Below are 22,352 nucleotides of genomic sequence, written 5' to 3'. Positions count from 1 at the left end.
GTATCACTACCGGCATGGGGATGCATCGCGACGATCTCGCCGATTTCCTGCGCCGGTCCCGGGGACGGCTGACCCCGGGGGAGGTCGGGCTGGTCGAGGGGCCGAGGCGGCGCACGCCGGGGCTGCGCCGTGAGGAGGTCGCGGCGCTCGCCGGGATGTCGGCCGACTACTACATGCGGCTTGAGCAGGCCAGGAGCACGCAGCCCTCGGTCCAGATGCTGGCCGCGCTGACGCGCGCGCTGCGGCTGACCATCGACGAGCGGGACCATCTGTACCTGCTCGCCGGGCACCGGCCGCCGGAGGGGGCACGGGCGGGGGAGTACCTGCGGCCAAGCCTGCTGTACCTGCTCGACCGGCTGGACAGCGTTCCGGTCCAGGTCCTGAGCGACCTGGGTGACCTGCTGGCGCAGAACGACATGGCGCAGGCGTTGTTCGGATGCGTGTGCACGGTGGCCCCGGAGAACCGCAACATCGTGCTGCGCTGGTTCACCGAGCCGGACGTGCGCGGTTACTTCGCGCCCGAGGAGCACGAGGAGCAGGCCAGGCAACTGGTCGCCGACCTGCGCGCCACGGTGACCCGCCGCGGGGACGACGTGGCGTCCCGCGAGCTCGTCACACGGCTCCGTACGGCCAGCACCGAGTTCACGGCCCTCTGGGACCGGCACGAGGTCGCGGTGCGCAGGTCGCACCCGTACCGGATCATGCATCCCGAACTCGGCGTGATCGAGCTCGACTGCGAGGTGCTGGCGACGCCCGCGGCGGACCAGCGGCTGCGGGTGTTCACCCCGACGCCCGGCGGCTCCGAGGCGCTGGACATGCTGCGTCTTCTCGGCCCGCGGCACCGGCACGGCGCCGCCGCGACGGCGCCCGCCGAACGCCCGGCGGGCACGCCGCAGGCATGACGTCCGTCAGGTCCAGGTCGCCGAATCCGGGTCGATGCCTCGATCGCGGGCGTTGGCGTCGATGATGTCACGGAGCCAGAAGGTCAGGCCCGGCTCGATCGCGTCGTAGTAGGCCCTGAAGCCAGGGTCGGCGGCGTGGCTCCTGCCCAGGCAGACGTGCATCGGAAGGGTGCAGTCGAAGTACGCGCCGATGGACGCCCTGTGCCGTTCGGCCAGGGCGTTGGCTTCGGCGCTGCCGGGTCTGACGCCGACGCGCTTGGCCGCCGCCAGGTCGTTTTCGAGCGTCGCGACGCTGTCGGCGATCCGCCGCCAGTCCTCGGGGGTCATGCCCGCGGCGCGCTCGGCGTACTGCGCCCATTGAGGTGTTTCGCCCCACCGGTCACGCGCGCCCTCGGCCCACGCCGGATCCCAGCGCTGCCCGAAGATCGCGACCTGTTCCTCCGCGGAGAGCAGGATGCCGGCATTCGCGGCTTCGATCATGCGATCGACCGCGTCGACCATCGACTGCAGACGGGAGATGCGATCGAGGAGCTGGGCGCGCTGTTGTCTCAGCGGCACGGTCATGTCGACCGCCGGAGCGTCGAGAAGCTCACCGATGTCGTCGAGGGGCAGGCCGAGCTCGCGGTAGATGAGCACCCGGTGCACACGTGCGACGTCGGCCGCCGAGTAGAGCCGGTAACCGCCTGTGGTCCGTCCGGACGGGCGGACCAGCCCGATCGCGTCCCAGTGATGGAGGGTGCGGACGGTGACTCCCGCGTGCGATGCCGCGGCCCCGACGGTCAGCCCGCCGGACTCCGCGGCATCGCCCATCGCTCTGTCGGTCACACCGACGAGTCTGTCATGCGCGTCTGACCTGCGCGATTTCCCTCCTTCGGGAGGGGGATGCCCATCGCCTCAAGGTTGCGCGCCTCGTCGCTGCCGAGTTCGAGGAGACGGGCCGCGGTCAGGATCACCCGGGCGTTCTCCGGCGTGACGACCTCCAGATCCACGGTGTTCCACGGTGTCTGTCGTGGTCCGGTCGTGCATCCGGGCACCAGCGTGGTGCACGCCTGCGCGATCCCGTCGAGCTGGTTCAGCACACAGGAGAAGCTGACGCTCACCGTCGAAGGGGTCTGCGGGGCGTCGGTCGGGACAAGCAGGACATCCTGGAACGCCCACCGCCGAAGGTGCGTGACCTGGCCGGGAATCGTGAACAGGTCGATGAAGCCGAGCCCGCGGGTCCAGAAGTCCACGGACGCGGCCAGATCCGACGTCGGCACGGTGACGAACATCGGCATGCCGTAGATGCCCCGGTAGATCTCAGGTGGCGTCGCGTCGGGCCCGGGCGGAGGGACAGGGCTGATCTCGAATGCGTCGTAGTAGTCGGCCATGCGTTCATCGTGGAGCCTGACGCGGCGTCAGGGTCAAATCCGAATCGTTCGACGACCACGGCCCCGGCCGCCCGTATCAACCGATCGGTTGATGCCGTGATCCACCACCCCGCTCCCCGTACGGACGATCCGCCGCTCCCGCCCCCGCGCGATTCTCAAGGCATGCCAACGAACCGGGATGCCGCCCTCCGCACCACCGGACTCCGCAAAGCCTTCGGTGGCCACCTGGCCGTCGACGACATCCACCTCACCGTCCCCGCCGGATCCTTCTACGGCCTGGTCGGCCCCAACGGAGCGGGCAAGACCACCACCCTGGCCATGGCCGTCGGCCTGCTCCGCCCCGACTCCGGCAGCGCCGAGATCTTCGGCGTCGACGTCTGGCGTGACACCGTCCGGGCCAAGGGACTGATCGGCGTGCTGCCCGACGGCAACGCCATGCCGGAACGGCTCACCGGCCGCGAAGTCCTCACCTACCTCGGCCTGCTGCGCGGCCTGCCGCCCGCCGTCGTCGCCGAGCGCACCGACGAACTCCTCCAGGTCCTCGAACTCGACTCCGCCGAGCGGACCCTGGTCATCGAGTACTCCACCGGCATGCGCAAGAAGATCGGCCTGGCCGTCTCCCTCCTGCACGCGCCCCGCCTGCTCGTCCTGGACGAGCCCTTCGAGGCCGTCGACCCCGTCTCCGCGGCCACGATCAGGGCCATCCTGCGCAGGTTCGCGGACAGCGGCGGCTCGGTGATCATCTCCAGCCACGTCATGGCCCTCGTCGAGCAGCTCTGCGACCACGTGGGAGTCATCTCCGACGGCCGCGTCGTAGCCGCCGGGCCGCTGGCCGACGTCCGCGGCGCCGGAACCCTGGAGGACGCCTTCGTCGATCTCGTGGGCGCCCGCACCGGAGGGACGGAGGGGCTGACGTGGCTCACCTCCTGACCCCCGGCCCGGCCGCGTCGGCACGGCACATGATCCGCATGCGGCTGGCGATCATGCGCAACTCCCTCCGCGGCGACAACGCCTCCAACCTCTACACCGGCGTCTCGCTCGGGCTGATCCTGGCCTTCGGGACGATCGCCGTCGCCGTCCTGTGGCCCGTCCACCTGCCGGTCGTGCTGGCGGTCTGGCTGTCCGGCTGGATCTTCGGCCCCATCTTCATCGGGGGTGGCAGTGAGGCCCTGCGCCCCGAGTACTTCTCCATGCTCCCGGCCCCGCCGGACCGGATCGCGACGGCGCTGCTCGCCGGAGCCTTCGCCGGCCCCGCACCGGCGGTCAACCTCGTCGCCCTGATGTCGCTGCCGGTGTACGGCTGGCGCTTCGGCCCGGCAGGTGTGCTCATCGGCCTCGCGGCGGCGGTCGTCACGCTCGTCACGATGGTGATGATCTCCCGTGTGATCGTGGCCCTGATCGGCCTGTTCGTCAGATCCCGCGTCACCGCGGCAGCGGTCGGCGTGGTGACCGGAACCGCCGTCGCCCTGTGCAGCAACGGCTGGGCCCTGGTGGCGGCACTGGGCGGCGCCGACACCGCCGCGTGGTCGCGGCTCTTCGTCCGCGCCCTGCCGTCGGGATGGGGCGTGGCCGCCGTCGAGGCCCCCTGGCCTCTCGCCCTGGCCATCCTCGCGACCGACGCCGCCGTGATCGCCCTCCTCCTGACCGCCTGGTCCGACCTGCTCGCGCGCCGCGTCGTCTCGGCCGCGCGGGGCGGAGTGCCACCCCGCCGGGGCACCCCGCGTCCGCTTCCCATGGCGACCGGCGCCCGGATCGCGGCCGCGAAGGAGCTGCGCGCCTGGTGGCGTGACCTGGTCCGCATCCAGCTCCTGGCCACCGCCCTGTCCTACGCCGTCGTCACGCCCCTGCTGCTCGTGACCATCGGCGCCTGGGTCATGGTCCCGTTCACGGGTCTCGTCGCGATCGTGATGGGAGCCGCCACCTCGGCCAACCTGTACGGCTCCGACGGCACCGCCCTGTGGCTCACCCTCATGACCCCCGGAGCCGAACGCGCCGACGTCCGCGGCCGCCAGCTGGCCTGGTTGGTCATCGTCGGCCCGGCCGCGCTCGTTCTCTCCCTGGCAGGCACCCTCGTCAGCGGCCTGACCTGGGCCTGGCCGTGGGTCCTGGGACTGCTGCCCGCCCTGCTCGGCGGCGGCGCCGGGGTCATCGTCCTGCTCGCCGTCACCTCGCTCGTCCCCGGCACCGACCCGCACAAGCGCGGCGGCAACCCGCTCAGCACCGGCGCCGACGAGACCGCCGAGACCAGCCTCGCCTGGCTCGTGCTCCTCGCGGTCCCCGCCACCGCCCTGCCCACGGCCGGTGTCATCCTCCTCAACCCCTGGGCCGGCGTCGCCACCGGCGTGCTGACAGGAGTCCTCAGCGCCTGGGGTCTGGGCAGGATCGCCTACCGCAGACTGGAGAGCCACGGGATCGAACTGCTCAACCTCATGAAGTACGGCCCGCCCCCCGAACCCGCCAAGCCCACCACCGCCGACCTTCCCATCCACCACCGCATCGGCGTCACGATCAGCTACCTCATCGCCTGGCTTCCCCTGTTCCCGCAGGGCCTGGCCCCCCTGGTCATGAAGATCCTGGGTGTCGAGGAGCGCGTCTGGTTCCTGGCCCTGTACCTCCCGCCGATCTGGCAGTGGCCGACCATCATCTTCATGATCGCGATTGGGCTGCTGCTGTACGGTTACGCCATCCTCATCCCGATGCGTCTAAGCTCGTCCACGTCGACTACCAGGCGGAAGGGGAGGGTAGGCCCCGGATGAACGATCCCTTCCCGCCTTCCGTCTGGGAACGGCGCTTCGAGCGCATCGTCGAGATCGTCCCTTACCTCACCCTCGCCACCTCCCTGGTCATCAGCCTGGCCTCCCCTGCACAGCCCCCGGGCGGGGTCCTGCGCACCCTCGCGCTCACCGCCCTGGCCCTGGCCTGGATCCTCGGCTCCCGCACCCTCCTGCCCGCCGCCGTGCGCGGGCGACGGGTGGCGGTCACCGCGCACTTCCTCGGTGTCCTGGCCACCGCGGCACTGCTGGCCTTCCACGACCCCATCTTCATCATCTACTGCACATCCGGCTTCTTCCTGGCCGCCCACCTCGCCCCCTCCAAGTGGACCTTCGCCGCCGTCGCGGCCACCTCCTTCGTCCTGTACGGCTCGACGCTCGACTGGTCGCAGGCCACCATCCAGCTCGTCGCCTTCTACCTGGCGATCATCGTCGTGCAGACCGTCGCCATCGGCGGCGGCTCCATCGCCGGAATCAAGATCGAGGACCGCCAGCGCGCATACCGGAAGGCGGTCAGCGACCTGCAGACCGCCCTGGAGGAGAACGCCGACCTGCACGCCCAACTCCTCGCCCAGGCCCATGAGGCGGGCATCCTCGACGAACGCCAGCGCATGGCCCGCGAGATCCACGACACCCTCGCCCAGGGCCTGACCGGCATCATCACCCAGCTGCGCGCCGCCCAGCGCGTCGAGGACGCGGAACCCCACGTCGCGCTCGCCCTCGACCTGGCCCGCGAGAGCCTCACCGAGGCCCGCCGTTCCGTCGCCGCCCTCCAGCCCCACCAACTCGACGACGCCCACCTGCCCGAGGCGATGACCACCCTGGCGCGTAACTGGGCGCGGTCCACCGGCGTCGACCTGCACGTCGAGGTCACAGGCGACCGTATCCCGCTCAGCCCCGCCATCGAGGTCACCCTCTTCCGCGTCGCCCAGGAGGCCCTCGCCAACGTCGCCAAGCACGCGGGCGCCACCCGCGCCGGCCTGACCCTCTCCTACGCCGGCGCCGTCGTCCTGCTCGACATCCGCGATGACGGCACCGGCATCCGCGACTCCGGCGGCAGAGGATTCGGCCTCAGCAGCATGCGGCAACGTCTGCGCGGCGTCGGCGGCTCCCTCGAAATCGAGAGCACGCCCGGCGAGGGCACCGCCGTCAGCGCCACCGTCCCCGCACTCCAAGGAACCCCCCGGTGATCCGCCTCCTCATCGTCGACGACCACCCCATCGTCCGTGACGGCCTGCGGGCCGCCTTCGAAGCCGAGCCCGACATCCACGTCGCCGGTGAAGCCGCAAACGGCCGCGAAGGTGTGGAGCGTGCCGCCGCGCTTGAGGTCGACATCGTCCTCATGGACCTGCGCATGCCCGAAATGGACGGCGTCACCGCCATCGCCGCCCTGCGCCGCTCCCATCCCCACATCAAGACCCTCGTCCTGACCACCTTCGACGCCGACTCCGACGTCCTGCCCGCCATCGCAGCCGGCGCCACCGGCTACCTTCTCAAGGACGCCCCCACCGACGAACTCCTGCGCGCCGTCCGCGCCGCGGCCGCCGGTGAGCCGGTCCTGTCTCCCTCCGTCACCGGACGCCTGATGGGCCAGGTACGCAAACCGGTCAAGGCCGCTCTCACCGACCGCGAGCTCCAGGTCCTCGCCCTCGTCGCCGACGGCGCCTCCAACCGCCAGGCGGCTGCCAGGCTCTTCATCAGCGAAGCCAGCATCAAGACGCACCTGCTGCACATCTACGACAAACTCGGCGTCCGCGACCGCGCCGCCGCCGTCGGTGAGGGCTACCGGCGGGGTCTGCTCAGCTAGCCGGCCAGCGGCTGGCGGAGCAGTCCTTGCCAACGGGCCTGTTCCGGGCCCACGGCGAAGGCTTCAAGACGGCTGGACCTCGTCGAAGAGGGCAAGTGCCTGGGTGGGGTCCTGGCTCACGAGACGTTCCAGCCCGGCCGTCGTGATCTCCGCCCACCTGCCGGCCCGCTCCCACATCTGCTCCTCGAAGGCACGGACGACCTCGTCCAGATCTCCGGAGGCGGCGGCCACGGACTCGGCGAGCTCGGCGCCTTCCAGCATCGCGAGGTTCGCACCCGCCCCCAAGGGGGGCATCAGGTGGGCGGCATCGCCCAGAAGCGTCACCCCGGGGACGTGGTCCCAGGTGTGGGACACGGGCAGGACGTGGAGGGGGCGGGGGATGAAGGCGGTGCCGTGGCGAAGGAGGTCGAGAACGGGGGCGGTCCAGCCGTCGAACAGGGCCAGCAGGGTTGATCGCACCGCTTCGACGTCGGCCGGATCCAGGTTCGTGTGCCAGTCCAGCGGTGCGCGGGTCTGGACGTAGACCTTGACGTGGCCGCCGCCGTTGCGCTGGGCGACGAGGGAGCGGTTCACGCCGTACACGGCCACGGAACCGTCTCCGACCAGCCGGGCGAGGTCGGGGTGGCGGGTGTCGACGTCGTCCAGGGAGGTCTCGATCGCGGTGACGCCGGTGTAGTGCGGCGTGGCGGGGGAGACCGCGGGGCGGACCCGGGACCAGGCACCGTCCGCGCCGACCACGAGGTCGAACGTCTCCTGCCGCCCGTCCGCGAAACGGACCAGTGTCCCGCCCGGGGTCCCCGGCACCACCTCTGTCACGCCTCGCCCCCACCGAACGTCGAGGGGGCCGAGCAGCAGGTCACGGAGCTGCCCGCGGTCGATCTCGGGATTGGCCCGGTCGTCCGGGCCTGGCCGCCAGCCGCGCAGGACGGTCCCGTCCGTGTCCAGGATGCGCATGGCCTGCCCCTCGGGACGGGACAGCGCCTGGAACTCCGCCAGCAGCCCCGCCTTGCTCAGGGCGAGCTGGCCCAGCCCCTTGTGCAGGTCCAGTGTGCCGCCCGGAGGACGGGCGCCGGGGGAGGGATCGCGTTCGAGGACGGTGACGGGGTGACCGTGGCGGTACAGGACGCGGGCGAAGGTGAGCCCGGCGGGCCCGGCCCCGACAACGGCGATACGATGTCTCATGTCGATACACTGTATTTCACCCTTACATCGTATCGCGACAGTACGATGTAGCCATGACTGTGTGGGACCGTCCGGAGCCGTCGGCTCGCCCTGTGCCGCTCGACCGGGCGCGGATCGTCGCCGCCGCCATCGCGCTGGCCGACGAGGGCGGACTGGAGGCGATGTCGCTGCGCAAGGTCGCCGCCCGGCTGGACGTCGGCCCGATGCGGCTGTACGGCTACATCTCCACCAAGGAGGAGTTGTTCGACCTCATGGTGGACGAGGTCTACGCCGAGATCCTCCCCGACGGGCGGCCCGGTGACTGGCGGGAGGCGCTGCGCGGCCACGCCCACCGCACCAGGCAGGCCGCCCTCCGCCACGAATGGCTGGCCGACCTGCTCGGCGGCCGTCCGACCCTGGGCCCCAACGGCTTCGCCGTGGGTGAGGCCGCCCTGTCCGCTCTCGACGGCCTCGCCGACCTCGGCACCGTCATGCGCGCCGCGGAGACCGTCAACGCCTACGTCACCGGTGCGATCAGACGCGAGATCGCGAACCTGCGGGCCGAACGCGCCACGGGCCTGTCCGACCAGGACTGGCAGCGCGCCTACGGCCCGCATGTGCGCAGGATGCTGGACACGGGCCGCTTCCCGATGCTGACCAAGATCGTGTACGACGGCACGGAGGTGGACGCCGAGACGTCCTTCTCCACCGGCCTTGACTGGGTTCTCGACGCCGTGGCCGCCAAACTCGCCCAGCCGCCGATGTGACCCCCGGGGCCTCTCCAGGGCAGGAGCCGGCGGTCCTGGGGAAAGCGGTCCGCTCCTCGGTCCCGCCGGTCACCGGCAGGGCCTGCGGCATGACGATCCATCGGCCAGAGGGAGGCGGCCCCGGTCCCGTCCACGGAACCGGGGCCGCCTCCCTCTGTCTCCTGGAACCGTACGGCGAAGCGCTTCACCGGTACGTCCGGCAGATCACCGCGTGGCGGCCACCCGCCGCCCGAGGGGAGCCGGAGGGCGGAACGCCTGCGCGAGGGCCTGGCCGGTGAACGAGCCGGGATCGGCCGCCAGATCGGCCGGAGTCCCCTGGAAGACCACACGACCACCCGCGTCACCGGCGCCAGGACCGATGTCGATGACGTGGTCCGCGTGGGCGACGACCCGCAGGTCGTGCTCGACGACGACGAGTGTGGCGCCGTCGTCGACCAGTTCGTCGAAGAGGACGAGCAGCCGGTCCACATCGGTGCCGTGCAGCCCGGTCGTCGGCTCGTCCAGGACGATGCGCTGGCCGCGTCCCCGGCCGACGTCTCCAAGGTGCTTGGCGAGCAGCAGCCGCTGTTTCTCCCCGCCGGACATGGTGTCCATGGGCTGCCCGACGGTGAGGTAGCCCAGGCCGACACGGTCCATCCACCCGAGCCTGGCGACGATGTCGGCGTGTCCGGCGAACAGTTCGATGAGCGTGGCGGGAGGCGAGGCGAGGACGTCGGCGATGGTCGCCCCGTTGACACGTGTGGCCAGGGCACGGGGATTGAACCGCGACCCCTCACAGACGTCGCAGGGGGTGAAGACGTCGTCGAGGAAGGCCAGCTCGGTGGTGATGAACCCACGGCCCCGGCACACCGGGCAGGCGCCCTTGGAGTTGAAGCTGTACCACGCGGGAGCGAGCCCGGACTCGGCGGCGAAGATCCTGCGGACCCGTTCGGCCAGGCCGAGCTGGCTCAGCGGCGTTGACCGCCCGCCACCCTGCAGAGGCTCCTGCCCGACCACGACGAAGTCCTGGTGCTGTCTGGGCAGTTCACCCGTGACCAGGGAACTCTTTCCCGATCCGGCCACGCCGGTGACGGTGGTGAGCAGCCGCAGCGGAATACCGACGTCGAAGCCCTGGAGGTTGTGGGCGCGCGCGTCCCGGATCATGACGTGCCCGTGGGCGGGGCGGGTCGTGGCGCGCGGCGTCAGCGGTTCGCGCAGGGCCCGCGCGGTCGGTGTGTCGGCGCGCAGCAGATCGGTGGCCGTCCCCTCGAACAGGATCCGGCCGCCCTGGCGCCCTGCTCCCGGCCCGAGGTCGACGACGTGGTCGGCGAGCGCGATGACCTGCGGATGGTGTTCGACCACCAGTACCGTGTTCGCAGCGTCACGAAGCCGGAGAAGAAGCTCGGTCAGCCGCCGGACGTCGTGCGGGTGCAGACCACTGCTCGGCTCGTCGAAGACGTAGGTCACCGAGCTCAGCGGACTGCCGAGATAACGGATGATCTTGACCCGCTGCGCCTCCCCGCCCGACAGCGTCGAGGAGACCCTGTCCAGGGTGAGGTAGCCGAGCCCGACCGACCGCAGCGCCTCCAGCCGCCTGCGGGCCTCCGACAGGGCGGGGGCGACCCGGTGGTCGCTCAGGTCGGCGAGGAGGTCGTGGAGCCGGTCCACCGGCAGTGCCGTCCAGTCCGCGATGGAACGCCCGTCGACCAGGCTCGCCAGGGCGGCCTGGTTCAGGCGCGCGCCCCCGCACAGGGGACACGTCCGGGTGGTGATCACCCGGTGTATCGCCTCCTCGGTCTCCTTCGACTTCGACCGGGGCGGGTTGCGGATGTAGACGTCGCGCATCCGCGTCACGACGCCGTCGAACCTCGCCGTCTTGGGGAAACGCGGATCAGGGGCGGGCAGCTTCATCTGGTCGGCGAACAGGAAGTCCCGCATCTCCTGTTCCGTGTAGTCCCGCAGCGGCTTGGACCTGTCGAAGAGGCCGCTGTAGGCGAAACGCTTCCACCGGTAGGTGCCCGGCCGGAAGGCGGGGAACCGTACCGGCCCCTGGTCGATGGAGCTGTCCAGGTCGAGCAGCGCGTCGAGGTCGACGTCCTGGACCACGCCGAGCCCCTCGCAGTCCGGGCACATCCCGCTCGGGTCGTTGAAGGAGTAGGCGGGCGAGTATCCCGCAGACGGCTCGCCGACCCGCGAGAAGATCAACCGCAGCAGCGGGGCGATGTCGGTCGCCGTCGCCACCGTGGAACGCGCGTTCCCGGTGAAGCGGCGCTGGTCGATCAGGACGGTGAAGGTCAGGCCGTCGATCCGCTGCACGTCCGGCTGGGCGGTGTGCGGCAGCCGGTTGCGCACGAAAGACGGGTAGGAGTCGTTGACCAGCCGCTGCGCCTCGGCCGCGACCGTGTCCAGGGCCAGCGACGACTTTCCGGAGCCCGACACGCCCGTGAAGACCGTCAGCGCCTCCTTGGGGATCTCCACGCACACCTCACGCAGGTTGTGCGTCGCGGCCTTCTCGACGACGATCCACCGGCCGCGACCGCCGTTTCCCCTGCCAGAGCCGTTTCGCATGCGTCCTTCCGTCCTCCCGGTACCGAACCCTTCGAATGGGCATGCCCAGCAGGAGGCCCGTCATCCTCCTTCCCGAAGATCCCGGCCGGTTACTCGCCGGGCACGCGCTGGTGTTGCGTCTGACGGCGCGGCAGCGCCTTCCGCGGATGAATCCCGGTTGCGGCGGGACCGATGGGCTTGGTGGGGTAGCCGCATGGACGGTGTCACCGAGCAGGCACGATGGGCGAGAGCGGGAAAAGGCGGGACCGCCACGCGACAACCGGCTCCATGGCGCAGGCTTGCGGTGCTCGGGGCTCTGATGCTGGCCGCCCTCACTTTCAACACCGCGGAGAACCTGCCGGTCGGTCTCCTGGAGCTCATCTCCGACGATCTACGGGTGTCCCTGTCCGCGGTCGGCCTCCTGGTCACCGGTTACGGCGCGATGGTGGCCATCGCGTCGGTGCCGATCGCCCACGTCGTGCGGGCAGTGCCCCGACGCCACGTGCTCACGGGGTTGCTGGCCGCGCTCGTGGTGTCCAGCCTCGTCGCGGCGCTGGCCACCTCCTATTGGCAGCTCCTCGTGGCACGGCTGCTGACCGCGCTCGCCCAGGCGCTGTTCTGGGCCGTGATGGGGCCGGTCGCGGTTGGCCTGTTCGCGCCCGGGGTCCGGGGGCGTGTGGTCGGGGCACTGTCCGTCGCCGGTTCGCTCGCCCTCGTGCTCGGTGTTCCCGCTGGGACCCGTCTGGGCCAGCAGAGCGGTTGGCAGGTGCCCATCGCCCTGCTGGCGGCGCTGGGGCTTGTCTCCCTGGTCACGATCGCCGTGCTGCTACCGACCTCGCGCCCGGAAGAGGAACCCGCCGCCTACGGCACCGGTCCCGACGCACGGCGGTTCGGGACGGTGCTGACGGCCGGGGCCTTGTCCGCCACCGGCGCGTTCACGGGATACACCTACATCGTGACCTTCCTGGGAGACGTGAGCGGGTTCTCCCCGAGCACGGTCAGCGTCCTGCTCGTAGGTTTCGGTGTCGCGTGTCTGGCCGGGGTGAGCATCACCGGGACGTTTCTGGACCGTTTTCCGCAGTCCGCGCTGGCCGCCGCCGTGGCCACGCAGGCGGTGGGCATGCTCGGCCTGTACGTCTTCGGTGCCCATCAGGTGGCGGCGGTGGTGTTCCTGGTGCTGATGGGCGGTGCGCTCGGGCCGGTTTTCATGACCACGCAGAACGCGATGCTGTACTGCGCGCCGGGCCGTACGGACATCGCTCTCGCGGCGAACTCCGGTGCCTACAACGCCGGCATCGCGGCGGGAGCCGCGATAGGGGCGCTGGTCCTGCCGCTCGCCGAGGTACGGGGCACCTTCCTCGCCGGCGGGCTGCTGACCGTCGGGTCCTGCGCGATCCTGCTCGGTGACCGACTGCTACGCGGGCGTCGCCGTACAGGAAGTCCTTCATCGGGTCACCGCTGAGGCCCGGACGTACTCGTGGCCCGTCGAGACCGGTCCGTCGAGCTTCTCGACCCCGCGGTAGGGCCAAGAGAAGACCGGCTACCTGCGGCGTAAGCTCGAAACCACCGGCTCTCTCGGATCGGATCCCGAATATGGCGACCTCATCTACTTCGTGCCCTGGGGCGGCATCGGCCGCTCCGGCACCTACCGGGCCACACTCGGCCGGCTGACCAAGCCCGAAGGCGGCGACGTCACCGTGGCCCTGGCCGGCTGACCATCCGGCCACGTGAGTCCCGCCTCCCTGTCGTCCCACCCGGCTCCCGACGCAGATTCGACGGACATGCTCATGACCACGAGAACGTTGCTCCTACGGCTCGCCGCTCCCGCACTCGCTTTGATCACGTCGGCCACGCTGACCGCGTGCGCGCCGGACCAGGGTGCCGCACGCGCCGCCCTCTCCTCCGCGCGGGCCGCGTCCGCCACCCCGCTCGCCCCGGTCACCACGATCGCCGATGGCCTGGACGCCCCCTGGTCCATCGCCTTCCACGGCCGGACGGCCCTGGTCAGCGAGCGGGACACCGCCCGCGTCGTCGAGATCGGCGAGCGGGGAGCCGTCCGTCAGGTCGGCGTCATCGAGGCGGTCACCCCGATGGGCGAAGGCGGTCTCCTCGGCATCGCTGTCCGCAACGGTTTCCTGTACGCCTACTACACCGCGAACGACGGGAACCGGATCGAGCGGTTCGAGCTCACCGGCACCCCCGGCAGGCTCGGCCTCGGACGCTCCTCCACCGTGCTCGACAGGTTGCCGTCGGCGAGCTATCACAACGGCGGCCGGATCGCGTTCGGACCCGACGGGATGCTGTACGTCACCGTCGGGGACGCCGGCGACCGCCCCGCAGCCCAGGACAAGAACACGCTCGCGGGCAAGATCCTGCGGATGACGCCGGAGGGGAAGGTTCCCCCGGACAACCCGTTCGCGGGCTCCCTGGTCTACAGCTTCGGCCACCGCAACCCCCAGGGCATCGCCTGGGACAGCGGCGGCGCCCTGTACGCCAGCGAGTTCGGACAGGACACCTGGGACGAGCTCAACGTCATCCGGCCAGGCGGCAACTACGGTTGGCCCGAAGTCGAAGGCATCGCCGGCCGGGACGGCTTCACCGACCCGGTCCAGCAGTGGCCACCGGCCGAGGCGAGCCCCAGCGGCATGGCCGTCACGAACGGGACGATCTACCTGGCCAACCTGCGCGGCAGGCTCCTCCGGCAGATCCCGCTCGACCGGCTCTCCACCTCCACCCAGCACCTCGTCGGCCGGTACGGGCGCCTCCGTGACGCCGTCGTCGCCCCCGACGGGTCGCTGTGGGTGCTGACCAACAACACCGACGGCCGCGGCACCCCCGGCCCGGGAGACGATCGCATCCTCCGCGTCGCGATCGGCAGCTGACACACCCGCCGCTGGTTCACCACCCGCCCTCCACCCGCCGTCCAGCGGATGGGGCAGGAGCCGGACGCCCACCCATGTGGCGTGCCGTCCGTTTCGCCCGCCGTGGTGCTCATCGGCGAGCGACCCCACGACGGCTCACGTCCGGCCGGACGGTTCGGCAAGGATCTCCCGGCCGCGGCGTCGTGCGACGGCTCCGTCAGCGTGTCGCGGCGGGGATGACGGTCTCGGCGTACGGCACGGCCCACACGGTCGGGTGGGAGATCGAGTGGCCGGTCCAGCCGTCCTCGCCGTAGGCCTCCCCATGATCGGCGCAGATGAGACCGAGCCAGGGGCCGAGAGACGGCAGCGCGTCGAACAGGCGCCCGAGTTCGGCGTCGGCGTAGGCCAGCGCGGCGCACTGGCTTTCCCACGAGTCCTGTGACTGCCCCGGCAGGTAGAAGTGCGTGGGCATGTGCGTGGCGGAGACGTTGAGGAACAGCAACAGGCGCCGGTCCTTGGGGTGGCCGTCCAGGATCCGCAGGGCGACATCCACCTGGTGGCGGGTGGAGTCCGGCTCATCGGCGCTCATCCGGCGATGCCAGTGACTCTCATGGAAGAGCGCGGGAAGCACACTTCCCAGTGGTGTCAGATGGGAGAAGAACTCCACGCCTCCGATGCACACGGTGCGATAACCGAGGCCGGCCAGGCCGGAGACGATGTCGGGCGCGTCGAAGACGTAGGTGCGTTCACCGATGGTGGCGCCGTTCGGGGAACGGCAGGCCAGAAGCCGCGGAGGCCGGCCAGGGCGTGCGGGAGTGGGGAGCCAGCCCGCGAAGAACGACATGTGCGCCGGGAAGGTGTAGGTCCCGAGGGTCCGGCGCTCTTCCCAGTTACCGCCCGGCAGGATCCGCGCCAGGTTCGGGCTCCGACCGGCATGAAGAACGGAACGCGCCGTGTCGAAGCGAAGCGAATCGAGCGTGATGAACAAGATGTTGTGACTGGGGATCACGTCATGGCCACTGATCACGATGTCTCCTTACCCGTCCGCCTCCCGGTCCTCCAGCGTGGACGCGCGACCCCAATCGGGTGATTCCGTCTCGAACGTCGGTGCCACCACGTTCACCGCGTGTCATACCCCGGCGGTTCGCGACTCATCGAGTGCTTCGGAAGCTCTGGGCCCAGCGGTGCAGCTCGGCGGTGGCCTCGTCGCGGGTGAGGGAACCACGTTCCAGGTGGACCTCCTGGAGATGCCGGATCGCGGCCCCCACCATCGGGGAAGGCGGGATGCCGAGCGTCCGCATCACCGTTCTGCCGTCGAGGACGACGGGGGCGTCGTCACGCCTGGTGTACCTGTCCCGTTCGGCGGCGGTGCGGGCGTCGGCCTCTTCCTTGGCACGGCACGCGGCCTCCCACACGTCGTAGTCGGCGGCCTCCAGGGCGTCCAGGCCCGCCCGGCACCACCCTTCCATGTCGCGTTCCCACCCAAAGCCGACCGTGTCGAACAGGTCCAGCGCACCTGCTCCGATCGCTCCGAGGCAGGCGAGCACGGCGTTGATCGGCCAGTCCTCATGTGGCGGTCCGACCCGGATCGACGCGTACCCGGGGCCCCAGCTCTGCCGGCCGTTCTCCCACAGGGCAGCGGCCTGGCTGCCGTTACCGCCCCAGAAATCCGCTTCCACATAAGCGATACGGCCGCCGTGTGACCAGCCCCTGAGCCTTTCGGTGAACCCCGGGGACATGAGCATGAACGGCCCGCTCTCCCGTCGCGCGTCGGTCAGCTCGTTGAAAATCTCGTCAGTCACCGGTAGCAGCCCCAGGCGTTGCCGGAGAGGCGCCACCACAGCCCGCGGCACATCGCCCGACAAAGAGCGGAGATGGTCGAAATCACCGACAACACCGTGGAGCACATAGGACATGCCCGCACCCTAGGCCGGGCAGCGGCACACAACCACCGCATTTCATGGCCGGGCGTCGCGGTGTCGACCACCGGGTGGGCAACCCGCGCTGAGACACCGCGTTTCAAGCTGCGAGGGTGTGTTTCCCCTGGTGAAGGCGGTGTTGGCCGCGGTCGAGGTGACAGGTCACCGTTCGCCGTAGCCTCAGGAGCCCTGAGCCGTATCAGCTCGGCTCTCGAACTTCGGCGATTTCCACGACAGCAGATCCCTCAACCCAGGGTCTTCGGTCCGCCACGCGCGATACGCCCTGTGCACGAGGTCCAGCCCGGCGAAGCCGTACAGGCCGGTAACCCTGGCACGGTAATGCTCATCCGGACCGCCCTCCCGGAATTCGACGTCATAGTCGACGTCAGCCTCCTCGTCGGCATCCGGGTTCTGGTCACCCGCGTAATCAAGGTGAACCTGGAAGTAGAACTGGCCCGCCGGCTCGCGATCCAGCCTTTCCACGATCGCGAACATCCAGCGTGCGTTCAGGTCCGCGAAAAGGTCGTGCACCTCGGTGTCGGTTGGATCGTCCAGCACACGCCCGCTCGCATCGGATGCTCGAAGTCTCGGTGCGGCCATGCGGGGATCATAGACCGCGATCACCGGCTCGGTGCCTTGCGCTCGGTCACCGCCGGCCGGGCCGTGGAACCGTCCCTGCGGCACCGTCGCGTCCTCCTTGTCGGGGTGCCGGTCCATGGCTTCGGCCGTGAGACCAACGAGGCCGGGTCTGACCCGCGCTGTCCCGGCGGCACGTCTCCAACCGGGACGCCACCACGGTGCAGGAGTCGCGGGACGCCGCGGTGGCCGGTGGTTGTCCGACCGCATTTGTGCCGCTCAAAGGCGTGCCTGGCCCTCAGAGTGGGGTTTCATCCGTGCTGTAACGGTGGCGTGGGAGTAATCGCAATCTAACTTAACGTTCGGTAATGGGTCGATTACAAATGGCAACCGTAGGGTGCGGTCGGCCCTTCGGCCGTACCGCGACAACCGGCAGGAAAGGATCCCCATGGCCTTGCCACAGAACCCCCCTCCCGGCGGATGCCCTAAACGCGTCGTGCTGACCAACGGCGGTTTCGAGCAGCCTCAGGTACCGAACCGGGACAACGTCACCTTCCTCGACGCCGGCCAGGTACCCGGCTGGCAGACCAACGACAGCAGGAACCAGATCGAGTTCTGGCCCTCCAACTCCTCCACCTACGGTGTCCCGTCGGCGGAGGGAACCCAGTTCGTCGAGCTGAACGCCAACTCGGCGTCCATGCTGTACCAGGACCTGCCCACCACACCCGGCCAGAAGTTGTACTGGAGGCTGCGCCACCGCGGCCGCAGCGGCAACGACGTCATGCAGGTCCACATCGGCCCGGTCCCGGCGCAGGGCGCCCGGCTCGTCCCCAACAACAACCCCCAGAACCTGGAGGACGGCACCGGCGCGTGGGGCACGCACAGCGGCGTCTACACCGTCCCCGCGGGTCAGGACCACACCCGGTTCGGGTTCGTCGCCATCCGCTCCGCCGGAGGCAGCCCCAGCGTCGGCAACTTCCTGGACGACATCGTCTTCGGCACCGCACCGTGTGTGGTGCTGACCAAGAAGGCCGCACCCGACGGCGAGCTGAAGATCGGCGACACCGTCACCTACGAGGTCACCGCCGTCAACGAGGGCGGCTCGCCCGCCGACAACCTCGTCCTGACCGACGCCGTCCCGCCGGGCACCAGCCTGGTGCCCGGCTCACCGCGCATCGTGAACGGCCCCGGCGCCGGCAGCGACGAGCGCGCCTCCTACGATCCGGTCTCGCGCACGGTGGCCTTCCGCCTCGGCGAGGGCGCCACCGCCGACGCGGGCGGCCGGCTGGACCCCTCCACCGACGGCAGGCCGGTCTCCACCACCGTCCGGTTCCAGGTGAGGATCGAGCGGACGGCCGGCGGCCACCTGATCGAGAACCAGGCCAAGGCGACCTACGACAACACCCTGGAGAACCCCGTCGAGCACAGGGACGCCGTCTCCAACGCGGTCGCCACCCCCGTGCGGCGGCCTGTCGACCTCGGCCTGACCAAGGCGGCCGACCGCACCCAGGTCGGTGTGGGGGAGATCGTGACCTTCCACCTGTTCGTCACCAACCACGGCCCCGGCCAGGCCACCGGCGTGAAGGTCACCGACAGACTGCCCAGACACCTGACCTACCTGTCCGCGCACGCCACCGGAGGCACCGGCACCGGCGGCTACGACCCGGCGAGCGGTGTCTGGAACGTCGGCACACTGGATGAGAACGCCAGCGCGCGCCTGGAGCTCAAGGCCGTGGTGACCAGGCCCGGCGCGATCCGCAACACCGCCGCGGCCACCGCCAACGAGACCCCGCCCGACCACCCGGTCACCACCAGCACGCTCGTCGTCTGCGCGCTGCCGCCGCAGCCCTGCCCGCCCCGTCACGGCGGTGGTCACGGCGGCGGTTGCGGAGGAGGCTGCGCCCCGTTCCCGCCTTCCTGCCCCGAGACGTGCGGTCACACCGTCTCCGGCCGCACCGAGCCCGGCCAGGGCTGGCAGGTCTACACCGACACGACCATCACCCTGCAGGTGGACACCGGCGACGCCGAGTTCGCCGCCACCCCGGTCTACGTGGCCTCGATCAGCAGCACCGGCGGATCGCAGTGGCTGCTCAGCGGTGCCACCGGCATCTACGACGCCACTCCCACCGGCTTTCGCGTCTACGTGCGCTGGACCGACGGCGGGCCGCTGAGCCCGGCCGACGCCGAACGCTACGGCTGGTACGTCACCTGGATCGGCAACGAGGGCCCCACCTCCCCGCAGGCGTCCTGACTCCCCGCCTCCCGAAGTGCCCCTGGGCTGCGCGGCGCCGTCCGAGCCGGTGATGGCCGTGATGAGCTTGTCCGGGCAGGCACGGTTCTGCAGCTCGTGGAGGAACTTCGGCAGGAACATCTCCTGTGCGCACACGTCCTGGAGAAGGGAGTTGCCCCGCGTGTAGAAGTAGAACTGCTTACGCTGGTTCTTGTCGCCGAGAAGGTCGGCGAACTGCTTGAGGAAGGCCGCAGACTGTCGACCTCCTTGAGCCTTTCAGCTGCTGCCCGAACTGCTCGGGTGTGGTGACGTCCTTCACCTCCTCCACCAGTGACCGGACCGGGACATCGTCCGCCCCGGGCATCACGACCACCCGCGTCCGGCTGTTCCGCCGGCCAGCCACGCGCTGATCTGGGCGGCCGCACCGCCCGTCGCGAGCACCAGCAGGAGGCTCTCGGGCAGCGGCTGGCCGCTCACCCGCAGTACCGCCGTGACGAGGACGACCACGATCAGGACGACGATCCGGTGGCCGGAGGGCATGGTCACCGGGGTGGGGCGCGTAGCGGGCGCCGGCGACTTCCGGCGCGGGGTACGGACGGACATGTGAGCCTCTTTCCTGGGCGCGGCGTGGAATCCGCTGCGGTGTTCGTCGGGCGGTTACCGGCCGCCCTTGATCTGTGGTCGTAAGAGTTACGCATTTCCCGGTCACCGGTCTAGATTTCCTGACCTTTCCGTCCTTCGGAATTCTCCGGAAGCGTTCGGTCGTATGCGACTTATAGCCGCGACCCATTCCGTACGAGCGTTCCGAAACCGCGATTCGCGGCCGAAACCTTCCCGCATCGGAGAACCGGACAAAAGAGGGGAAATAAATAAAGGGGCTCCTGCCGGTACAGGGGCCCTGCACATCCCTCGAACGGTCCACGCCGCGCCCAGGAAGACAAGACGGGCATCCGAGGCGGCGGGGGCCTGAACGCCACGCCGACCCCGGTCTCACTTCTCGCACCCCACCGGACAAGATCCAGCAGCTTTCCGAAATATTCGGAAAGCCCCCTGAACTGCCAGAACACCACCCCGGGCACCCACCGGAACCCGCGCCATCCCCACCCCGCCACCCTCGGCGACCGGACCCCGGCCACCCCTTCCCGAATCCGCCCATGTCGGCCGTCAAGCACGTCCAACGCCGCCAGAGCCGGTCCCGACGACCTCGGCCAAGACCCACACCCGGCAGCGATAGGCATCGCGGGAGAGGCCGTTTTTCGAACCCTTCGGCCCCTTCATCAAGCAGAACTCCCACCATCCCGTCTTTCCGCCGAGTTCCGGCTCGCTTTCCCCCTGGCGGACAAAGGCATTATCCGGCGAGAACACCACAACACCCAACGAAGAATACGAGTTGTCCGCCGGGATGAGACGGGTGCCGACGTTGAGATCGTGTCACTCGTCACCGTCGTCCAAGGCAGGCGGACCCCGCCGCCCCGGCGATGGATCGCCGACTCGACCGTCGCCACTTTCGAACGCCACTTTCGAAGGACCGGCCTGGGGGAGTAGGGCGAAAGGTCAATGTCACCGTGCTTGGTAGTGCGCCCCTGATCACAAACAACTACTCTTCGCATCTGATATGTCGCTTTATGTAGTTCTGGATCCTGGTTGGAGTTCCATGCCTTCGCGGCACACGTCGCCGCCCATCGCCACAGCGTCGACCTTCGCCCCGACCGGTACCCCCACCCCAGCCCCCTACCCGACCGCTCCCGCCCAAGGAGGCCACCATGGTCCACGACAGCACCGAGCAGAAGTTCACCTCCCTGTTCACCTGGTTCGACCGCACCGGCGACGGCCATCTCACCCGCGATGACTTCCAGCGGATCGGTGAGGTGTTCGCCGCGGTGGCCCCGGACGAGAACAACAAGAGCGCGCTGCGCGCGGCGTTCATGATCTGGTGGGACGTCCTGGGCGAGGCCGGTGCCCCGGACGCTCAGGGCCGCATCGGTCCCCAGCGGTTCGTCTCCGCCATGCGCTCCCACGTCGCCTCCGACGCCGCGACCCTCGAACGCCTGGTGATGCCCATCGTCGACGCCCTCATGCGCGCCCTGGACACCGACGGAAGCGGCGTGCTCACCGCCGATGAGTACGTCCGCCTGTACGACGCCCTCGGTATCACCCCGGCCGTCTCCGGCGCGGCCTTCCAGCGCCTCGACCGCAACGGCAGCGGCACCCTCGCCCATGAGGAGTTCCGCGCCGCCATCGAGGAGTTCTACCTCAGCACCGACACCGAGGCGCCCGGCAACTGGATGCTCGGCTCACCTCTCCCGTCCGGCTGACCGGCCACAGGAGGGCATGCTCAAGCCATCCTGCCTTCGCGGCCTGGAAATCCTGCGCCGTCACCAACGGGACTCCCGCGACGGCGCGGAGTCACCACCTCCAGCCCTTGCCCAAGGTATCGAAAATCGATAGATTTCCATCGCAATTCGATGGAAGGACGGGTCATGGGAAAACTGACAGTGCGTGCGCTTCGCGTCGTGCTCGCGGTGGTGTTCGTCGGCACCGTGTTCGTACAGGCATCGATGGTGTGGACATTGGCCACCGATCCGGAGGACGGGTCGCTCCCGCTGACCCCGCTGCGCTTGATCACGATCCTGGGCATGGTGTCGGGCCAGGTCACCCTGGTCAGCGTATGGCGGCTGGTGACGATGGTGCGACGCGGAACCGTGTTCTCCCACGCCGCCTTCCGGTACGTGGACGCCGTGATCGGCGCGATCGTTGTGGCCGCCCTCCTGTGGTTCGCGGTCACGGCCCTCAACGCGCCGGGTCAGCGGGACGACCCGGGCGTCACCGTCATCATGGGCGGGATCGGCCTGGGCATCCTGGGGGTCGCGCTCATCGTGCTCGTACTGCGGATGCTGCTCGCCCAGGCCGTCGCGCGCGACGTCGAAGCGACGCGGATGCGGGCCGAGCTGGACGAGGTGATCTGATGCCGATCATCGTCGACATCGACGTGATGCTGGCCAGGCGGAAGATGTCCGTGGGCGATCTCGCGGACCGCGTCGGGATCACGCCCGCCAACCTGGCGGTGCTCAAGAACGGCCGCGCCAAGGCGGTGCGCTTCTCGACGCTCGCCGCTCTCTGCGAGGTCCTCAAGTGCCAGCCGGGTGACCTGCTGCGCTGGGAGGCCGAGGACGCCGCGGGCGGATGACGCCCACGCAGAGTGGCCCCTATACCCCCGAGGCCGGATCGGCCACGCTCACGGCCGTCCTCGCGTCCAGCTCCCAGCCCTTCGCGTACGCCGCGGCGAACTTCTCCCCGCCGAGCGCGGCCTGGCCGCCAAGGCCCGAACGCGCATCGACCCGCCTGGTCCACACATCGCGGATGCCCTTAAGGCCTGTCTGACAATTCGGAGTGGCGGAGCCAGAGCATGACGGATGCCAGGGTGACGCCTGCGAGGTAGCGGCTGGCGAGCTTGTCGAAGCG

At 70.0% G+C, this 22,352-nt stretch carries 22 protein-coding genes and 1 pseudogene; 13 read left to right on the top strand and 10 right to left on the bottom strand.

The window, feature by feature from the left end:
- Positions 1-14: 14 nt before the first annotated feature.
- Positions 15-902 carry a helix-turn-helix transcriptional regulator gene (locus ACIBVQ_RS37860; RefSeq protein ID WP_399183603.1) on the top strand — a complete coding sequence of 296 codons (888 nt, stop codon included), beginning with the start codon at positions 15-17 and terminating at the stop codon, positions 900-902.
- A gap of 6 nt (positions 903-908) precedes the next feature.
- On the opposite strand, the gene ACIBVQ_RS37855 is transcribed toward ACIBVQ_RS37860, so the two are convergent.
- A complete protein-coding gene (locus tag ACIBVQ_RS37855) occupies positions 909-1,727 on the bottom strand; it encodes a MerR family transcriptional regulator (RefSeq protein WP_399183601.1) in 819 nt (272 codons plus the stop codon).
- Positions 1,724-2,272 (bottom strand): VOC family protein, encoded by a 549-nt coding sequence (locus ACIBVQ_RS37850; RefSeq protein ID WP_399183599.1) that lies wholly within the window; start codon positions 2,270-2,272, stop codon positions 1,724-1,726. Before ACIBVQ_RS37850 ends, ACIBVQ_RS37855 begins: the two co-directional genes overlap by 4 nt.
- 162 nt (positions 2,273-2,434) lie before the next feature.
- On the opposite strand from ACIBVQ_RS37850, the gene ACIBVQ_RS37845 reads away from it, so the two are divergent.
- The 4 genes from ACIBVQ_RS37845 to ACIBVQ_RS37830 are packed head-to-tail and all read left to right on the top strand — an operon-like array spanning position 2,435 to position 6,850.
- Complete coding sequence (locus ACIBVQ_RS37845; protein WP_399183597.1) at positions 2,435-3,202, top strand: ABC transporter ATP-binding protein; 768 nt, start codon at positions 2,435-2,437, stop codon at positions 3,200-3,202.
- Positions 3,187-5,028 carry a hypothetical protein gene (locus tag ACIBVQ_RS37840; protein WP_399183595.1) on the top strand — a complete coding sequence of 614 codons (1,842 nt, stop codon included), beginning with the start codon at positions 3,187-3,189 and terminating at the stop codon, positions 5,026-5,028. Before ACIBVQ_RS37845 ends, ACIBVQ_RS37840 begins: the two co-directional genes overlap by 16 nt.
- A complete protein-coding gene (locus ACIBVQ_RS37835) occupies positions 5,025-6,233 on the top strand; it encodes a sensor histidine kinase (RefSeq protein ID WP_399183593.1) in 1,209 nt (402 codons plus the stop codon). Before ACIBVQ_RS37840 ends, ACIBVQ_RS37835 begins: the two co-directional genes overlap by 4 nt.
- Positions 6,230-6,850, top strand: a complete 621-nt coding sequence (locus ACIBVQ_RS37830) for a response regulator transcription factor (protein WP_352012290.1) — start codon at positions 6,230-6,232, stop codon at positions 6,848-6,850. The genes ACIBVQ_RS37835 and ACIBVQ_RS37830 overlap by 4 nt, the downstream gene beginning before the upstream one ends.
- Positions 6,851-6,913: 63 nt before the next feature.
- Here ACIBVQ_RS37830 and ACIBVQ_RS37825 read toward each other — a convergent pair whose 3' ends face one another.
- Positions 6,914-8,032 carry an FAD-dependent oxidoreductase gene (locus ACIBVQ_RS37825; protein ID WP_399183591.1) on the bottom strand — a complete coding sequence of 373 codons (1,119 nt, stop codon included), beginning with the start codon at positions 8,030-8,032 and terminating at the stop codon, positions 6,914-6,916.
- A 53-nt stretch (positions 8,033-8,085) separates the two neighbouring features.
- Between ACIBVQ_RS37825 and ACIBVQ_RS37820 the strand changes: the two genes are divergently transcribed.
- Positions 8,086-8,778: a TetR/AcrR family transcriptional regulator gene (locus ACIBVQ_RS37820; RefSeq protein WP_399183589.1), complete on the top strand. Its 693-nt coding sequence runs from the start codon at positions 8,086-8,088 to the stop codon at positions 8,776-8,778.
- A 204-nt stretch (positions 8,779-8,982) separates the two neighbouring features.
- Here the strand turns inward: ACIBVQ_RS37820 and ACIBVQ_RS37815 are convergent, their stop codons facing one another.
- On the bottom strand, positions 8,983-11,325 hold the full coding sequence (locus ACIBVQ_RS37815) for an excinuclease ABC subunit UvrA (RefSeq protein ID WP_399183587.1): 2,343 nt from the start codon (positions 11,323-11,325) through the stop codon (positions 8,983-8,985).
- A 193-nt stretch (positions 11,326-11,518) separates the two neighbouring features.
- Between ACIBVQ_RS37815 and ACIBVQ_RS37810 the strand changes: the two genes are divergently transcribed.
- From ACIBVQ_RS37810 to ACIBVQ_RS37800, 3 genes and pseudogenes are all read left to right on the top strand, one after another.
- A complete protein-coding gene (locus tag ACIBVQ_RS37810) occupies positions 11,519-12,766 on the top strand; it encodes an MFS transporter (RefSeq protein ID WP_399183585.1) in 1,248 nt (415 codons plus the stop codon).
- A 73-nt stretch (positions 12,767-12,839) separates the two neighbouring features.
- A pseudogene (locus ACIBVQ_RS37805) lies at positions 12,840-13,019 on the top strand (hypothetical protein); the annotation flags it as partial.
- Positions 13,020-13,091: 72 nt separating this feature from the next.
- Complete coding sequence (locus ACIBVQ_RS37800; RefSeq protein WP_399183583.1) at positions 13,092-14,186, top strand: PQQ-dependent sugar dehydrogenase; 1,095 nt, start codon at positions 13,092-13,094, stop codon at positions 14,184-14,186.
- Positions 14,187-14,382: 196 nt separating this feature from the next.
- On the opposite strand, the gene ACIBVQ_RS37795 is transcribed toward ACIBVQ_RS37800, so the two are convergent.
- From ACIBVQ_RS37795 to ACIBVQ_RS37785, 3 genes are all read right to left on the bottom strand, one after another.
- Positions 14,383-15,192, bottom strand: a complete 810-nt coding sequence (locus ACIBVQ_RS37795; protein WP_399183581.1) for an STM4013/SEN3800 family hydrolase — start codon at positions 15,190-15,192, stop codon at positions 14,383-14,385.
- Between the two features lie 124 nt (positions 15,193-15,316).
- Entirely contained in the window at positions 15,317-15,967 is a 651-nt protein-coding gene (locus ACIBVQ_RS37790; protein WP_399183579.1) for a hypothetical protein, read from the bottom strand.
- Positions 15,968-16,264: 297 nt separating this feature from the next.
- Complete coding sequence (locus ACIBVQ_RS37785; RefSeq protein ID WP_399183577.1) at positions 16,265-16,801, bottom strand: hypothetical protein; 537 nt, start codon at positions 16,799-16,801, stop codon at positions 16,265-16,267.
- A gap of 307 nt (positions 16,802-17,108) precedes the next feature.
- Here ACIBVQ_RS37785 and ACIBVQ_RS37780 point away from each other — a divergent pair, with 307 nt between their 5' ends.
- Entirely contained in the window at positions 17,109-18,911 is a 1,803-nt protein-coding gene (locus tag ACIBVQ_RS37780) for a hypothetical protein (RefSeq protein ID WP_399183576.1), read from the top strand.
- A gap of 342 nt (positions 18,912-19,253) precedes the next feature.
- Here ACIBVQ_RS37780 and ACIBVQ_RS37775 read toward each other — a convergent pair whose 3' ends face one another.
- The gene (locus ACIBVQ_RS37775) at positions 19,254-19,493 is read right to left on the bottom strand and encodes a hypothetical protein (RefSeq protein ID WP_399183574.1); all 240 of its coding nucleotides are present in this window, start codon (positions 19,491-19,493) and stop codon (positions 19,254-19,256) included.
- 561 nt (positions 19,494-20,054) lie between these two features.
- Positions 20,055-20,267, bottom strand: a complete 213-nt coding sequence (locus tag ACIBVQ_RS37770; RefSeq protein ID WP_399183572.1) for a hypothetical protein — start codon at positions 20,265-20,267, stop codon at positions 20,055-20,057.
- A 386-nt stretch (positions 20,268-20,653) separates the two neighbouring features.
- Between ACIBVQ_RS37770 and ACIBVQ_RS37765 the strand changes: the two genes are divergently transcribed.
- The 3 genes from ACIBVQ_RS37765 to ACIBVQ_RS37755 all read left to right on the top strand — a co-directional run bounded on the left by ACIBVQ_RS37765 (position 20,654) and on the right by ACIBVQ_RS37755 (position 22,077).
- Positions 20,654-21,205: an EF-hand domain-containing protein gene (locus ACIBVQ_RS37765; protein ID WP_399183570.1), complete on the top strand. Its 552-nt coding sequence runs from the start codon at positions 20,654-20,656 to the stop codon at positions 21,203-21,205.
- A gap of 165 nt (positions 21,206-21,370) precedes the next feature.
- Positions 21,371-21,856: a DUF2975 domain-containing protein gene (locus tag ACIBVQ_RS37760; protein WP_399183566.1), complete on the top strand. Its 486-nt coding sequence runs from the start codon at positions 21,371-21,373 to the stop codon at positions 21,854-21,856.
- On the top strand, positions 21,856-22,077 hold the full coding sequence (locus ACIBVQ_RS37755) for a helix-turn-helix transcriptional regulator (RefSeq protein ID WP_352012309.1): 222 nt from the start codon (positions 21,856-21,858) through the stop codon (positions 22,075-22,077). The genes ACIBVQ_RS37760 and ACIBVQ_RS37755 overlap by 1 nt, the downstream gene beginning before the upstream one ends.
- Positions 22,078-22,096: 19 nt before the next feature.
- Here ACIBVQ_RS37755 and ACIBVQ_RS37750 read toward each other — a convergent pair whose 3' ends face one another.
- Positions 22,097-22,243: a hypothetical protein gene (locus tag ACIBVQ_RS37750; RefSeq protein ID WP_399183564.1), complete on the bottom strand. Its 147-nt coding sequence runs from the start codon at positions 22,241-22,243 to the stop codon at positions 22,097-22,099.
- Positions 22,244-22,352: the final 109 nt, after the last annotated feature.

It is taken from the genome of Streptosporangium sp. NPDC049376 (assembly GCF_044466505.1).
Classification (GTDB): domain Bacteria; phylum Actinomycetota; class Actinomycetes; order Streptosporangiales; family Streptosporangiaceae; genus Streptosporangium.
This window is presented reverse-complemented; position numbering and strand designations above follow the sequence as displayed.

What these genes read in the sequence shown, in the direction of transcription:
- ACIBVQ_RS37850 (WP_399183599.1), bottom strand. Translation starts at nt 2,272, where the DNA reads ATGGCCGACTACTACGACGCATTCGAGATCAGCCCTGTCCCTCCGCCC.
- ACIBVQ_RS37755 (WP_352012309.1), top strand. Translation starts at nt 21,856, where the DNA reads ATGCCGATCATCGTCGACATCGACGTGATGCTGGCCAGGCGGAAGATG.
- ACIBVQ_RS37845 (WP_399183597.1), top strand. Translation starts at nt 2,435, where the DNA reads ATGCCAACGAACCGGGATGCCGCCCTCCGCACCACCGGACTCCGCAAA.
- ACIBVQ_RS37780 (WP_399183576.1), top strand. Translation starts at nt 17,109, where the DNA reads ATGGCCTTGCCACAGAACCCCCCTCCCGGCGGATGCCCTAAACGCGTC.
- ACIBVQ_RS37760 (WP_399183566.1), top strand. Translation starts at nt 21,371, where the DNA reads ATGGGAAAACTGACAGTGCGTGCGCTTCGCGTCGTGCTCGCGGTGGTG.
- ACIBVQ_RS37835 (WP_399183593.1), top strand. Translation starts at nt 5,025, where the DNA reads ATGAACGATCCCTTCCCGCCTTCCGTCTGGGAACGGCGCTTCGAGCGC.
- ACIBVQ_RS37810 (WP_399183585.1), top strand. Translation starts at nt 11,519, where the DNA reads ATGGACGGTGTCACCGAGCAGGCACGATGGGCGAGAGCGGGAAAAGGC.
- ACIBVQ_RS37800 (WP_399183583.1), top strand. Translation starts at nt 13,092, where the DNA reads ATGACCACGAGAACGTTGCTCCTACGGCTCGCCGCTCCCGCACTCGCT.
- ACIBVQ_RS37785 (WP_399183577.1), bottom strand. Translation starts at nt 16,801, where the DNA reads ATGGACCGGCACCCCGACAAGGAGGACGCGACGGTGCCGCAGGGACGG.
- ACIBVQ_RS37825 (WP_399183591.1), bottom strand. Translation starts at nt 8,032, where the DNA reads ATGAGACATCGTATCGCCGTTGTCGGGGCCGGGCCCGCCGGGCTCACC.
- ACIBVQ_RS37765 (WP_399183570.1), top strand. Translation starts at nt 20,654, where the DNA reads ATGGTCCACGACAGCACCGAGCAGAAGTTCACCTCCCTGTTCACCTGG.
- ACIBVQ_RS37820 (WP_399183589.1), top strand. Translation starts at nt 8,086, where the DNA reads ATGACTGTGTGGGACCGTCCGGAGCCGTCGGCTCGCCCTGTGCCGCTC.
- ACIBVQ_RS37860 (WP_399183603.1), top strand. Translation starts at nt 15, where the DNA reads ATGGGGATGCATCGCGACGATCTCGCCGATTTCCTGCGCCGGTCCCGG.
- ACIBVQ_RS37775 (WP_399183574.1), bottom strand. Translation starts at nt 19,493, where the DNA reads ATGTCCGTCCGTACCCCGCGCCGGAAGTCGCCGGCGCCCGCTACGCGC.
- ACIBVQ_RS37815 (WP_399183587.1), bottom strand. Translation starts at nt 11,325, where the DNA reads ATGCGAAACGGCTCTGGCAGGGGAAACGGCGGTCGCGGCCGGTGGATC.